General features: G+C 44.9%; 15 protein-coding genes. 6 read left to right on the forward strand and 9 right to left on the reverse strand.

What is annotated here, in order from left to right; genetic code table 11:
- Positions 1-17: 17 nt before the first annotated feature.
- Positions 18-812 (reverse strand): hypothetical protein, encoded by a 795-nt coding sequence (locus tag QY309_16400; protein WKZ59431.1) that lies wholly within the window; start codon positions 810-812, stop codon positions 18-20.
- Positions 813-879: 67 nt separating this feature from the next.
- On the opposite strand from QY309_16400, the gene QY309_16405 reads away from it, so the two are divergent.
- Positions 880-1,284 carry a hypothetical protein gene (locus QY309_16405; GenBank protein WKZ59432.1) on the forward strand — a complete coding sequence of 135 codons (405 nt, stop codon included), beginning with the start codon at positions 880-882 and terminating at the stop codon, positions 1,282-1,284.
- On the opposite strand, the gene QY309_16410 is transcribed toward QY309_16405, so the two are convergent.
- Complete coding sequence (locus tag QY309_16410; GenBank protein ID WKZ59433.1) at positions 1,268-1,978, reverse strand: hypothetical protein; 711 nt, start codon at positions 1,976-1,978, stop codon at positions 1,268-1,270. The genes QY309_16405 and QY309_16410 overlap by 17 nt on opposite strands.
- Before the next feature lie 104 nt (positions 1,979-2,082).
- On the opposite strand from QY309_16410, the gene QY309_16415 reads away from it, so the two are divergent.
- A complete protein-coding gene (locus QY309_16415; GenBank protein WKZ59434.1) occupies positions 2,083-2,610 on the forward strand; it encodes a hypothetical protein in 528 nt (175 codons plus the stop codon).
- Here the strand turns inward: QY309_16415 and QY309_16420 are convergent, their stop codons facing one another.
- Positions 2,611-3,081, reverse strand: coding sequence for a hypothetical protein (locus tag QY309_16420; GenBank protein WKZ59435.1), 471 nt, complete (start codon positions 3,079-3,081; stop codon positions 2,611-2,613).
- Between the two features lie 72 nt (positions 3,082-3,153).
- Here QY309_16420 and prfA point away from each other — a divergent pair, with 72 nt between their 5' ends.
- A complete protein-coding gene (gene prfA, locus QY309_16425) occupies positions 3,154-4,227 on the forward strand; it encodes a peptide chain release factor 1 (protein ID WKZ59436.1) in 1,074 nt (357 codons plus the stop codon).
- A 3-nt stretch (positions 4,228-4,230) separates the two neighbouring features.
- Here prfA and QY309_16430 read toward each other — a convergent pair whose 3' ends face one another.
- Positions 4,231-4,782, reverse strand: a complete 552-nt coding sequence (locus tag QY309_16430; GenBank protein ID WKZ59437.1) for a hypothetical protein — start codon at positions 4,780-4,782, stop codon at positions 4,231-4,233.
- Between the two features lie 63 nt (positions 4,783-4,845).
- Between QY309_16430 and QY309_16435 the strand changes: the two genes are divergently transcribed.
- From QY309_16435 to QY309_16445, 3 genes are read left to right on the forward strand one after another with little or no spacing between them, the layout of a single operon-like run.
- Positions 4,846-5,421, forward strand: coding sequence for a LemA family protein (locus QY309_16435; GenBank protein ID WKZ59438.1), 576 nt, complete (start codon positions 4,846-4,848; stop codon positions 5,419-5,421).
- Between the two features lie 14 nt (positions 5,422-5,435).
- Positions 5,436-5,873 carry a DUF2059 domain-containing protein gene (locus tag QY309_16440; GenBank protein WKZ59439.1) on the forward strand — a complete coding sequence of 146 codons (438 nt, stop codon included), beginning with the start codon at positions 5,436-5,438 and terminating at the stop codon, positions 5,871-5,873.
- Positions 5,874-5,907: 34 nt separating this feature from the next.
- A complete protein-coding gene (locus tag QY309_16445) occupies positions 5,908-6,339 on the forward strand; it encodes a nuclear transport factor 2 family protein (protein WKZ59440.1) in 432 nt (143 codons plus the stop codon).
- Positions 6,340-6,413: 74 nt separating this feature from the next.
- Here QY309_16445 and infB read toward each other — a convergent pair whose 3' ends face one another.
- From infB to rfbB, 5 genes are all read right to left on the reverse strand, one after another.
- On the reverse strand, positions 6,414-9,044 hold the full coding sequence (gene infB / locus QY309_16450) for a translation initiation factor IF-2 (protein WKZ59441.1): 2,631 nt from the start codon (positions 9,042-9,044) through the stop codon (positions 6,414-6,416).
- Between the two features lie 51 nt (positions 9,045-9,095).
- The gene (nusA, locus tag QY309_16455) at positions 9,096-10,349 is read right to left on the reverse strand and encodes a transcription termination factor NusA (protein ID WKZ59442.1); all 1,254 of its coding nucleotides are present in this window, start codon (positions 10,347-10,349) and stop codon (positions 9,096-9,098) included.
- A 2-nt stretch (positions 10,350-10,351) separates the two neighbouring features.
- A complete protein-coding gene (gene rimP / locus QY309_16460; GenBank protein WKZ59443.1) occupies positions 10,352-10,816 on the reverse strand; it encodes a ribosome maturation factor RimP in 465 nt (154 codons plus the stop codon).
- A 125-nt stretch (positions 10,817-10,941) separates the two neighbouring features.
- Positions 10,942-11,799 (reverse strand): glucose-1-phosphate thymidylyltransferase RfbA, encoded by an 858-nt coding sequence (gene rfbA, locus QY309_16465; protein ID WKZ59444.1) that lies wholly within the window; start codon positions 11,797-11,799, stop codon positions 10,942-10,944.
- 13 nt (positions 11,800-11,812) lie between these two features.
- Positions 11,813-12,871, reverse strand: a complete 1,059-nt coding sequence (rfbB, locus tag QY309_16470) for a dTDP-glucose 4,6-dehydratase (GenBank protein WKZ59445.1) — start codon at positions 12,869-12,871, stop codon at positions 11,813-11,815.
- Position 12,872 lies beyond the last annotated feature (1 nt).

Consider the following 12,872-nt stretch of genomic DNA (forward strand, 5'->3'; position numbering starts at 1 on the left):
ACTCCTTTTACAAGTTCTTACTTTTCTCCCAGTTTGTTTTTAATGCCGTCAATATCAAATGACGTGGCTGCGTTCATCATGTCTTGCTCGCTGGCGAAATTGATGCCTTCCCATACAATCAACGAAGATTGCCCAATGGGCACGCTTAATTTATAGCCGGAACCATCACTATATTCAATCACACCCCGATATCCTTTTACTTTGGTCTGCTTCCAGTTTTGTTCACCGGTTGTCGCATAGTTTCCGTTGCTCAGATACATATTCACAGCCGACATCCAGGCTGAATTGTTGGCAATGGTAACGTTGAGTTGCTTATCGCCTGATGCATACTCGCGGTGAATGGTTAACCCTACCCAGCCATACCCGGTGCTGGTTACCTGGTCGGCATCTGCTTGTTTCGACAAGCCTGAAACGTTTGCCGGAAGTGACTGCAGTACTTTATTCCCAATTTCCATTTCAACACCCAGCATGGCCTGCTTCAAGGCGTAACGCGCATCGCTGTAACGTGCAGACTTATAAGCGCTTTCTGCATCCGCTATATTTTCCCGAACATCCGGAGGTGTTACGACTAGTCCTCCTCCCGTAGTATTTGAAGGGTTGTTACCACCCCCCGGCAAATTACCCGGTTGGCCTGGGCCCGAAGGTGTATTGGCGGGTTGATTTCCACCAATTTTTTCATTGATCTTTTTGTCGATTGCCCGATCAGCTGCCTGGTTGGCCTTTTGCTTCAGTCTGCCTACAACACCCTGAGCAAAACCGGCACTTGAAATGACGGCTACAACAAGTGCAGTCATCCAGATTTTTTTGTTCATCGAATTTTTTGTTTGATTTTAGGATACCAAAGATACGTAAAAAGAGCTCGGAGGTTCGAAATTATCCATGACAAAAACATCGGAACATAAAAGAAATCCAATTGCCTTCAATTTTATCTTGGAGTGGCTCTTTCCCATTGAACCTGTAATAAAACCCATGTTTGGTTGTCATGCCTTTTATGTAAGAGAAAAAATTGTATTGATAACCAGAAAAAAAGATCAACACGAAAGTGACAATGGCGTGTGGATTGCGTTACATCCGGATCACTTAACGACCATTAGAAGCGAATTTCCTTCTCTGCGTTCCGTTCAATTGTTGGGTAACAAGGAAACACTATGGCAAAATCTTCCGGCCGATGCTGCCGATTTTGAAGAAAGTCTTTATCGGATTTGCGAACTGATACGAAAAGGAGATTCGCAGATCGGAAAAATTCCGAAAGCACGAAAGAAAAAAATTATTCGGCCTCGTTAAAGAAAATATCGATGCTGGTATAGTACACGGTGGTAATGCCTTCGTAACCTGAATCCGTTCCAATGAATACCCACACTTCACCATTCTGCCCGGTGGTAACCAAAAATGAGGATGCAGAATTGTTGTTTCGGTAAATCTCCGTAAACGAAGATGTTGTTGCATTTACACCAATGTGTCCCAGTACCAATGCATCTGAACCCGCTTCCGCCTGACTTCCGATATTGACATTCATCCGATAGGTCCCATCCGTCAGCATTTTTTTTGGCTGCACGCGACTAACTCCTGCCTTAACAAAAACACCTTCACCAGGAGCTCCTCCTGCGCCTACAGCACCAGTTTTTTCTTTAGATGCTAAACGCACATTAAAAAGTACCCGGTAGGTGGTATTCGGTTTTAGTCCGCTAAGCTTTTTTCGAACAAACATGAATAAATCATCGCTGTGATTGTTTCCACTTAACATCAGCCCTTTTCGGTTGCCGCTGGTACCCGGCACCGTGTCATATTTGAATTTTAGCTCATAAAAAATGGAATCATTTTCCGGATAGTCAGCAAAATCTCCCTCCCACCCTTCATCGGATTGTGAAAATTCATACGAATATGAAAACACGGTGATGTTATCGTTGGATAACGTACACCCTGTGGCCAAAGCAGCCACGCCCACACAAAAAGCAATAATTCTTAGCCCCTTCACCATACAAACTTAGCGTTTCTGAGCCGATTAGACACACATTCCCTTCCAGAGGTTGGATACTACCCAAAACCTGGCCAATCAATAAAAGTTATTTGTAACTTCCCTTAATGAAATGGTGCGTGCCATATTATAGCCTGGGGTTACTTTTCATGATTTCATGCACCGAAATCTGTTACAAAGAACCACAACCAAAAGGAGTAAAGCCACTAACCGAAATTCCGGGTAAACTTCATGGGCGCTACCTGGTGAGTGATGTAAATGGCGCAACCGACACGCTGATTGTTTTCAATAAAGGATACCGCATTGGAAAAGACGATGTGGCTTCGCTGAGTGACAGCCTGGTGTTGAAATACTACAAAGGGTATTACTTCATAAACATACGCGATGATGTGGCTTGGTACCTGCGCATAGTGAAGCAGGAAAAAAATGGCGACATCCATTACATGGCCATGCCGGAAGCAACTTCCGAATACAAGGGCGGAATTTTTAAAGATGTGCTTTCGCGGGATATTCCAGTAGCAGAAACTGAAGTTGATGGCAAAACCCATTACCTCATTGATCCCGCGCCAAAAAAATTATTGGAATTAATTCGCAAAGACTATTTCAACGATCAAACCTTCAAAAAAATCGATTGATTATTTTTCGATGCTGAGCACAAGTTGCTTGCGTGATAGGCTAATGTTCCAGGTGCCATCCACTGCGACAGTACCATCGGGCAGTTCGCGGGTTACCGGTTTGGAATAGAGCAGCGAATCTTCTCCCAAACGTTGAACATTATCGCTTACCGGTGTACCTGAAAGAATGCTGTTGAGGTAGGCATCAATAAGCTGCCTTTCAACTTCTGTTCCTCCGGATGATCCGGGCGTCAGCCATGAGATGCGTACCTGGTGCGCAGCTTCCAGCGAATCGACAGCCTTTGGAGACTGTACAATCAATTTCATCAGGTCTCTTCCCTGCGCGAAGGCCAGTTCTGTAATTTCGGCTTCCGATACTTTTTTAATGCTCTTCAGTTCGCGGGCCTCTTTCATCTGCTTGCGCTGTTCTTCACTCAGCGAGCCGCCACAACCGATCAAAATAAAAATGAGAATAACATACAGTAATCGCATACCCAAAGGTAATGCGGATCAGTAAATCTTACGAATGATCCCTTTTGCTAACTTTACGCCCGTTTTACAGGTATGATTGAGAAATTAGAGGAAATAAAGCACCGTTTTGAGGAAATTGGCCAGTTACTGGTTCAGCCCGACACGGTTAGTAACCCCAAAAAGTATTCACAACTCAGCAAGGAGTATGGCGATCTGGAAAAGATTGTGAGCAAATACAATAGCTTTCAGCTTGCCCAAAGTCAGTATAAGCATGCCAAGGAAGTGCTGCAAAAAGAGAAAGATGCCGAGATGCGCGAACTGGCCAAGATGGAAATCGATGAACTTGAGCCAAAGATTGAGTCGCTGGAAAATGAACTGAAGGAATTGCTCATTCCGAAAGATCCCAATGACGATAAAAGCTGCATCGTAGAAATACGGGCCGGCACCGGTGGTGATGAAGCTTCGCTGTTTGCCGGTGACTTGTGGCGCATGTACCAACGTTACTGCGACCGGGTTGGGCTGAAAATGACAACCGTTGATTTTACCGAAGGCACTGCAGGCGGATATAAAGAAATTATTTGCAGTGTAAGTGGCGATGGCGCTTACGGCAAAATGAAGTTTGAGTCGGGTGTGCACCGCGTGCAGCGGGTACCTGCAACTGAACAACAAGGGCGTGTACATACTTCTGCCGCATCGGTTGTGGTGCTGCCTGAAGTGGAAGATGTAAGTATTGAAATCAACCCGGCTGATATTGAAGTACAAACGGCACGTTCAAGTGGTGCGGGCGGACAAAATGTAAACAAAGTAGAAACCAAAGTGCAGATGACGCACAAGCCCACCGGCATTGTGATCACCTGCCAGGTAGAACGCTCACAACACGGAAACCGCGAACGCGCCTTTCAAATGTTGAAAGCGAAGCTGTACGAAATGGAAGTACAGAAGCAGCAAAGCGAGATAGGTGCTGCTCGCAAAACGCTGGTGCGCAGTGGCGATCGTTCTGAAAAAATCAGGACGTATAACTATCCGCAAAGCCGGGTAACGGATCATCGTATTGGCTATACGCAACACAATTTACCCGCTATCATGAACGGAGAAATTGATGATTTCATCGAACAGTTACGTATTGCGGATAGCGCAGAAAAGATGGCCGAAGGAGCAGCGCAATAACGATTACCGGATGACACGAATCAGCCGGTAGTAATCAGCCATTACTATTCTGAAGTTTTCACGATCTTCTTCATCCAGAAGAATCGATTCTTCTTTCCCGTTCACGAGCACCGTAAACGCATGTCCTGCCATAATGCCTTCATAGAGTTTGGTGGCAAATTCAAGCATGTTTTCCTTTCCGCGTTCAGCCAGTTGATAGGCATATTTTCTTCCGGTTTGAGGATCATATTCATAAACCTGAAATATAGATTCGTTGGCCAGTTGTTCGTCACTTTCCAGCAACAGATAACTTTCCTCCTTTGCCCAATCGATAACAATGGTCGGGTGAATGGCCGGTGATTTAATGTGTCGGTCGGAAAACCGGTAAACACGCCATTTTGCTTCCGGCAGGTCTTCAACATCATAGTACAACTGACGTACATTCTTGAAAAACAGGTGAGAATCGGGCGTTATGTTAAACGTAAAGCGCGACCGGTCGATAGCCGTTTCGCGGTCGATTTTGCACCCAGCAAGACCAAGGAGCAACACACATCCTACTATTGTAAAAAGTTGCATAGCTACCAGTAGAAACTAATTTGTCTTCTTAAAGTTTAACGGTAATTTTAAAGAAAAAAGATTATGGGAAAATGGATAACAATTGGCGTTCTCGCTATTCTGGCGATTTGGATTTTCGGTTCGTACAATGGTCTCGTAAGTAAGGATGAAGCTGCAAATGGCCAATGGGCCAATGTTGAAAGTCAATATCAACGCAGAATGGATCTTATCCCTAATCTTGTGAATACGGTAAAAGGCTATGCGAATTTCGAACAAGAAACGCTTACCCGGGTAATCGAAGCACGCGCATCAGCTACAAGTGTGAAAATAGACCCCACAAATCTAACTCCAGATAAACTAGCTCAATTTCAACAAGCCCAGGATGGTCTTAGCTCCGCTCTTTCACGATTGTTGGTAACTGTTGAACGCTACCCCGAGTTAAAGGCTAATCAGAATTTTCTTGACCTTCAAGCGCAGTTGGAAGGAACCGAAAACCGAATTGCTGTTGAACGGAAAAGATTTAATGACCTTGTTAATGAATATAATGCTACCATACGCAAATTCCCAGGTGTTGTTGTGGCCAGTATTTTTGGCTTTGAACGTAAAGGATATTTCGAAGCGACCGAAGGTGCTGAACGTGCCCCGGAAGTACAATTTTAATTACAGCTAATCCTATGAAAAAATTATTGAGCACAGCATTATTGCTGCTTGTGGTTTTCATTTCCTATTCACAAGACAGCTACACCACGGCTTTAAAAAAATATTTTGAAGCAAGCGGATCAGCAGAGGCGTTTAAAACTGCCATAACTTCCATGATGTCGAATTTCAAAAACATGAATTCACAAGTGCCGGAAGAATTTTGGAAAGAAATGGAAAATGAAATGTTGAAGACCTCCATCGATGATTTGGTAACGGTAATGGTTCCGGTATATAAGGCTCATTTATCAGAGGCAGACCTTAAAGAAATCGTAAAATTTTATGAAAGCTCGGTAGGAAAGAAACTTGCGCAGAAAACACCCGTTATTACACAGGAGTCTATGCAGGCCGGGCAACAATGGGGGCAGGTAATTGCAGGGAAGGTGATGAAAAAAATGCAGGAGAAAGGGTATTAAAATAATCACGCAAACCAATTCTAACTAAATAAGCATGAAAGCCATTCTCTTTCTTCTGACGTTTGTCGCAACCACACTTTGTTTTGCACAAACCGATGCTGATCAGGTAAAACAAGTAGTAACCTCCGCATACATTGAAGGCATTCAAAACAACGGCCCAATTCAGGATATCAAAAATGGATTTCATTCAAGCTTCAATATGCTTCGCCTAATGGACAATGATATCAAACCGTTGCCCATTGGTGATTGGATAGCCGCCATTGAAAAAAGAAGACAGGAAAATCCTGCGCCTCCGGCCAACCGTACCGAGGGAAAGTTTCTGGCGGTTGAAGTGGTGGGGAATGCGGCCACCGTTAAACTGGAATCACACCGCGGAGGTAAATTGATATTTACTGATTTTTTATCGCTGTATAAATTCAACGAAGGCTGGAAGATTGTAAGCAAGACATTTTACAGGCATCCGTGAGCATTCCAGGAACAGCAAGCATAAAAAAACCGGGCTCATCACCGGGTTTTTTCATTTTATTTGATTTCGTTGCTTTACGACAACGTACGTTTCACTTCGCGCATTTCGTAGCTTTCAATTACATCACCTACCTGGATGTCGTTAAAGCTTTCAATGCCCATACCGCAGTCGTAACCAGACTTCACTTCACCCACATCATCTTTAAAGCGTTTCAGTGAGTTCAGTTTACCGGCATACACCACAATACCATCGCGGATCAGGCGTATCGGGTTGTTGCGTTTGATGTATCCATCCGTAACCATACAGCCGGCCACGGTGCCCACCTTGGTGATCTTGAATACATCGCGCACTTCGGCATTACCCACAATAACTTCTTGTTGCTCGGGCGCCAACATACCTTCCATGGCGGCCTTCACATCGTTTATCGCATCGTAGATGATGGAGTATAAACGAATTTCAATTTCTTCGTTCTCCGCTACCCTGCGGGCAGAAGAAGAAGGACGAACCTGGAAGCCTACGATAACCGCATCGGAAGCTGACGCCAGCAATACATCCGATTCGGAAATCTGACCTACACCGCGGTGGATGATGGCCACCTGAATTTCCTTGGTAGAAAGTTTCAATAACGAATCCGACAAGGCTTCAACCGAACCATCCACGTCACCTTTTACAATCACGTTCAGTTGCTTGAAGTTACCGATCGCCAAACGTCTACCGATTTCATCAAGTGTAATGTGCTTCTTCGTACGGATGCTCTGCTCGCGCAAAATCTGTCCGCGCTTCGAAGCCAGTTCGCGTGCTTCACGGTCGCTCTCCATCACCGAGAATTTCTCACCCGCTTGTGGCGCACCATCCAAGCCGAGAACCTGTACCGGAGTTGATGGACCGGCTTCCTTAATTTTTCCACCGGTTGCATCAAACATCGCCTTCACGCGACCGTAGTGAGCACCTGCCAGCATCACATCGCCAATGTGCAACGTACCGGTTTGCACCATTACGGTAGCCACATATCCACGACCTTTATCCAACGAAGCTTCAATGATTGATCCGGTTGCTGATCGATCCGGATTCGCTTTCAAATTAAGCATCTCAGCTTCGAGCAGTACTTTTTCCAACAGTTCATCAATGCCTTGCCCCGACTTGGCAGAGATTGCCTGGCACTGATACTTTCCACCCCAATCCTCAACCAAAATATTAATCTTGGCCAACGATTCTTTAACCTTTTCGGGGTTGGCCGTGGGCTTATCAATTTTGTTAATCGCAATTACAATCGGTACACCGGCAACCTGCGCGTGATTAATCGCTTCTTTGGTTTGTGGCATCACATCATCATCGGCTGCCACCACAATAATAGCAATATCCGTAAGCTTGGCACCACGTGCACGCATGGCCGTAAAGGCTTCGTGACCGGGTGTATCAAGGAACGCAATTTTGTTACCGCCTTTGGTGGTTACATCGTAGGCACCAATGTGCTGGGTAATTCCCCCGGCTTCTGATGCCGTAACTTTTGTTTTGCGGATGTAATCCAGCAACGAAGTTTTACCGTGGTCAACGTGACCCATGATGGTTACAATAGGTGCACGGGGCAACAGGTCTTCTTCCGTATCCTGAACTTCTTCAACCTCTGTTTCTTCTTCGGTGGTTGTGAATTGAACATCGTAACCAAATTCATCAGCAATTACCGTGATGGCTTCTGCATCCAGGCGCTGGTTAATGGAAACGAACATACCCAGGCTCAGACACGTAGAGATTACATCGTTAACCGAAACGTTCATTAACGAAGCCAAGTCGTTGGCTGAAATAAACTCAGTAACCTTTAACGTTTTTGATGCTTCCTGTTCCTGAAGCATTTGTTGCTCCTGCGCTTCTGAAACTGCCTGACGTTTTTCGCGTCTGTATTTTGCACCGCTACCCTTCTTATGGCCACCGCTTAACTTGGCCAGCGTAGCGCGAATCTGATCCTGGATTTCCTTCTCGGAAGGTTCTTCCTTTTGCACACGCGGCTGCATAGGCTTGCCGCGTTGGCCTTTGTTATCTTGGGTGATGATGCGCTTGCGCGGACGCTTGCCTTTTTTATCATCACCAATATCCGATGAAGCAACGGGTTGATCCTTCTTCTTTTCTTTCTCTACCGGAAGTTCAATCCGATCGACAACCTTCAAGCCTTTCAACTTATCTGCACGTGCCTTGATTACCTCCTGCTCCGGCTTTTCAACAACCTTTTCTTCCTTCTTCGGTTCAGGCTTCTCTTCCTCAGCTTTCTCTACTTTCTCCTCTTCTTTCTTTGCCTTTTTCTCCAGCTCAATCTTACCAACAACCTTAATGCCTTCCAGTTTCGGTTTATCACGTTCAACTTTTTCAGGCTTGGTCTCTTCTTTGGTTTTGATTTCAGTAGCACCAAGGTTTTTAATCATGATGCTCTCCTCCTCATCCTTGCTTTTCTTGGCGACAACTTCCTTTTCGCTCTCAATAACAAGGTTATCGGTATGCTTTGCCCCGATGGTTAGCCCGCTGGCCTCCATTTTTTCGGTAGCTGAAGCAGCAAACTCCTTTGATAACAGCGCAAACTGATCGGGTGTAAGTTTTGCGTTGGGGTTGTTCTCAACCTCATGCCCCTTCTTCGCCAGGAAATCCAATATGGTATGATGCCCCACATTGAGTTTCCTCGCTGCCTGACTCAACCTGATCAATTTTTCTTCTGCCATACGTTACTATTAGTCTCTAAACTGTTTTTCTTTTTGATGTGCAGGCTACTCTTATTCAAATTCCTTACGCAAGATAGCATGAACATCTTCAATGGTTTCTTCTTCCAAGTCGGTTCTTCTAACCAATTCCTCTTTTGACAAGCTCAACACGCTCTTAGCGGTATCCAAACCGATGCGCTTAAGTTCATCAATTACCCAGCTTTCAATTTCATCGCTGAATTCATCCAGGTCAACATCTTCCTCAACCTGGCCATCCAGTTCGCGGAATACGTCAATTTCATACCCTACCAAACGGCTCGCCAACTTAATGTTCAATCCGCCTTTACCGATTGCCAGTGAAACCTGATCGGGTTTCAGGTAAACTGAAATGCGGCCGTTGTCTTTATCAATTTTAATGCTTGAGATTTTTGCAGGGCTCAATGCACGCTGCACATAAAGCTCAAGGTTTTCTGTAAAGTTGATTACGTCAATGTTCTCGTTCTGCAATTCACGAACAATGGCATGAATACGCGAACCTTTCATACCCACGCAAGCGCCCACCGGATCGATGCGGTCATCGTATGATTCAACGGCAACCTTGGCACGCTCACCCGGCTCACGAACTACTTTTTTAATAGTGATCAAGCCATCATACACTTCAGGTACTTCCTGCTCGAACAAACGCTCAAGGAAAACCGGTGATGTACGCGATAAAATAATTTTTGGGTTTCCGTTCACCATCTCCACTTTGTGAACAATGGCCCGTACGCTTTCTCCTTTGCGATAACGATCCTTCTGAATTTGCTCGCTACGCGGAATGGAGATCTCATTTCCTTCTGCATCAATCAACAGCACTTCCTTGCTCAAGATCTGGTACACTTCACCGGCAATAATTTCGCCCACCAGTTCTTTGTACTTCTGGAATAAAATATCCTTTTCCAGGTCTTTTACTTTCTGAATCAACGTTTGGCGTGCAGTGGTTACTGCTCTGCGGCCAAAATCTTCCAGGTAAATTTGCTCCGCCACTTCTTCACCTACTTCAAAATCGGGTTCGATTTTGCGTGCATCAGTCAGGCTGATCTTGTCGTGATCCCAGATGTCTTCTGAATCGTCATCAACGATTTCGCGGAAACGCCAGATTTCAAGGTCGCCCTTATCGGCATTGATAATAATGTCGAAGTTGTCATCCGTTTCATATTTCTTCCGGATCATGTTTCTGAAAACATCTTCCAGGATGCGGATCATCGTAGGACGATCAATGTTTTTCTGTTTCGCAAACTCTGCAAACGATTCTATCAGGCCTGCTGCTGTGTCGTGCGTTGTCATAATTATTTAAATGATACCATTACAAACGTTTTATCTATTTCCGAAAAAGGAATCACAACTTCCTTCACTTCTTTCTTTTTACCGGTGCCGCTCGCTTCTTCAACCGTTACGGCTTGATCAGTCACCCCCATCAGTTTTCCTTGGTGAATGCCCGAAGCTGTCTTTACTTTCACCTGCCGCCCTTTGTTCTTATGATATTGGCGAATCAGTTTCAGCGGGTGGTCGAGCCCGGGAGTTGACACTTCAAGGTGATACGGATCCGGCATCAGGTTGGCTTCGTCAAGCGCGGCCGAAAGAGCACGACTTAAGTCAGCACAATCATCAATGGTTACCCCTTGATCACCGTCAACAATTACAATCAACTTATTCGGCTTTTTCTTCAAGGAAGCAACCACTTCAACAATAAACTGGCTATCACTTTTCAGGTGCTTCTCTGCCAGCTTTTGTATGCGTTCCGTTACTTCCATAAAACCGCTAAAACAAAGAGGGGACTTTGTCGTCCCCTCGTCTAGTTGATCATATTTCGGTGCAAATGTATACGATTTAAACGGGAAAGGCAAATACCCGCAAAATCCATGAAATTATATTTGCATTAAGAAAGGTTCTTCAGGTATTCACCATACCCGCTTTTTTCAAGGGGTTTGGCCAACTCCAGCAATTGCTCCCGATTAATAAATTTCATGCGGTAGGCAATTTCTTCAATACACCCGACCTTCAAGCCCTGGCGCTGTTCTATTACCTGCACAAAGGTTGAAGCTTGCATGAGAGAATCAAATGTACCCGTATCTAACCAGGCTGTACCACGATTCATAACCGCTACTTTCAATTTGCCTTTTCTCAGATAGGTATTGTTCACATCGGTAATCTCCAGTTCACCGCGTGGACTCGGTTTAATCGTTTTGGCGATGTTCACCACTTCATTGTCGTAGAAGTAAAGTCCGGGAACTGCATAATTCGATTTCGGCTGTTTTGGTTTTTCTTCGATTGAAATGGCGTTCATCTCTGCATCAAATTCAACAACCCCATATCGTTCAGGATCATGCACGTGATAGGCAAAAACAATTCCGCCCTCCGGGTTAACACACGACTGAACGAGCTTACCGAAACCACTTCCGTAAAAAATATTATCACCCAGTATCAATGCAACGCTGTCGTTACCAATAAAATCGGCACCAATAATAAATGCTTGCGCGAGCCCTTCCGGTTTGGGTTGCTCAGCGTACGAAAATGTACAACCTAGTTGTTTACCATCACCCAATAATTTTTTGAACATGGGTAAATCATGCGGGGTGGAGATGATGAGAATTTCCTTAATGCCCGCCATCATCAATACCGAAAGTGGGTAGTAAATCATCGGCTTGTCGTACAACGGCATCAATTGCTTGCTTACCGCAAGGGTAAGCGGATGGAGTCGCGTGCCGGAACCGCCTGCCAGGATTATTCCTTTCATAATTTATTGATTATCAGCGATTAGCGTACATTTTATCGTAATATTTCAGGTATTCGCCTGAGGTTACGTGCTGCAACCATTGCTGGTTGGACAGATACCAGGTTACGGTCTTTTCCAATCCTTCCGGGAAATCCGTTTCGGGGCGCCAGCCTATTTCACTGATTATCTTGGAAGCATCAATCGCGTAACGCATATCATGACCAGGGCGATCGGTAACGTATGTGATCAGCTTTGCTGAAGTTCCTTCCGCACGTTCCAGCTTCCTATCAACAATGGAACAAAGCAATTTCACCAAGTCAATGTTTTTCCACTCGTTGTTGCCACCAATGTTGTACACTTCACCCGATTTTCCTTTGTGAAAAATGGCATCAATAGCTTTTGCATGATCTTCCACAAACAACCAATCGCGGATGTTTTCGCCTTTTCCGTACACCGGCAAAGGTTTGCTGTTCACCATATTGTTGATCATAAGTGGAATCAGTTTCTCAGGAAACTGATAGGGGCCATAATTGTTGGAGCATCTGCTGATAATGGTGGGAAGTCCGTAACTATTACCGAATGCCTGAACAAAATGGTCACTGCTTGCTTTTGATGCGGAGTAAGGTGAGCGCGGATCAATCGGAGTTTCCTCTGTGAAATAACCATCGGCTATTGAACCATACACTTCATCGGTTGAGATGTGGTAAAACATCTTTCCATTCATCTGACCATGCCATGCCGAGTGTGCTGCCTTCAACAAACGAATGGTGCCAATAATGTTGGTCATGGCAAACTCATCCGGATTGTGGATGGAACGATCCACATGCGATTCGGCCGCAAGATGGATCACACCTTGTATAGGATATTCCTTGAAAATCGAATTCAGCAGTTCGATGTCGAGGATATCACCCTTGATGAATTTATAATTCGGATGATTTTCAATTTCCCGCAGGTTTTCCAGGTTACCGGCATAAGTCAGGCTATCCAGGTTCAGAATTCGGTATTGCGGGTACTTGTTTACAAAAAGTTGGACCACATGCGAGCCAATGAAACCGGCACCACCTGTGATGAGGATGTTTTTTTTGTCGTTCACC

The sequence above is a fragment of the Cyclobacteriaceae bacterium genome, from assembly GCA_030584025.1.
Lineage (GTDB): Bacteria > Bacteroidota > Bacteroidia > Cytophagales > Cyclobacteriaceae > UBA2336.

Excerpts from the sequence above, each read along its gene's own strand:
- QY309_16400 (WKZ59431.1), bottom strand. The coding sequence starts at position 812 with ATGAACAAAAAAATCTGGATGACTGCACTTGTTGTAGCCGTCATTTCA.
- QY309_16405 (WKZ59432.1), top strand. The coding sequence starts at position 880 with ATGACAAAAACATCGGAACATAAAAGAAATCCAATTGCCTTCAATTTT.
- QY309_16410 (WKZ59433.1), bottom strand. The coding sequence starts at position 1,978 with ATGGTGAAGGGGCTAAGAATTATTGCTTTTTGTGTGGGCGTGGCTGCT.
- QY309_16415 (WKZ59434.1), top strand. The coding sequence starts at position 2,083 with ATGAAATGGTGCGTGCCATATTATAGCCTGGGGTTACTTTTCATGATT.
- QY309_16420 (WKZ59435.1), bottom strand. The coding sequence starts at position 3,081 with ATGCGATTACTGTATGTTATTCTCATTTTTATTTTGATCGGTTGTGGC.
- prfA (WKZ59436.1), top strand. The coding sequence starts at position 3,154 with ATGATTGAGAAATTAGAGGAAATAAAGCACCGTTTTGAGGAAATTGGC.
- QY309_16430 (WKZ59437.1), bottom strand. The coding sequence starts at position 4,782 with ATGCAACTTTTTACAATAGTAGGATGTGTGTTGCTCCTTGGTCTTGCT.
- QY309_16435 (WKZ59438.1), top strand. The coding sequence starts at position 4,846 with ATGGGAAAATGGATAACAATTGGCGTTCTCGCTATTCTGGCGATTTGG.
- QY309_16440 (WKZ59439.1), top strand. The coding sequence starts at position 5,436 with ATGAAAAAATTATTGAGCACAGCATTATTGCTGCTTGTGGTTTTCATT.
- QY309_16445 (WKZ59440.1), top strand. The coding sequence starts at position 5,908 with ATGAAAGCCATTCTCTTTCTTCTGACGTTTGTCGCAACCACACTTTGT.
- infB (WKZ59441.1), bottom strand. The coding sequence starts at position 9,044 with ATGGCAGAAGAAAAATTGATCAGGTTGAGTCAGGCAGCGAGGAAACTC.
- nusA (WKZ59442.1), bottom strand. The coding sequence starts at position 10,349 with ATGACAACGCACGACACAGCAGCAGGCCTGATAGAATCGTTTGCAGAG.
- rimP (WKZ59443.1), bottom strand. The coding sequence starts at position 10,816 with ATGGAAGTAACGGAACGCATACAAAAGCTGGCAGAGAAGCACCTGAAA.
- rfbA (WKZ59444.1), bottom strand. The coding sequence starts at position 11,799 with ATGAAAGGAATAATCCTGGCAGGCGGTTCCGGCACGCGACTCCATCCG.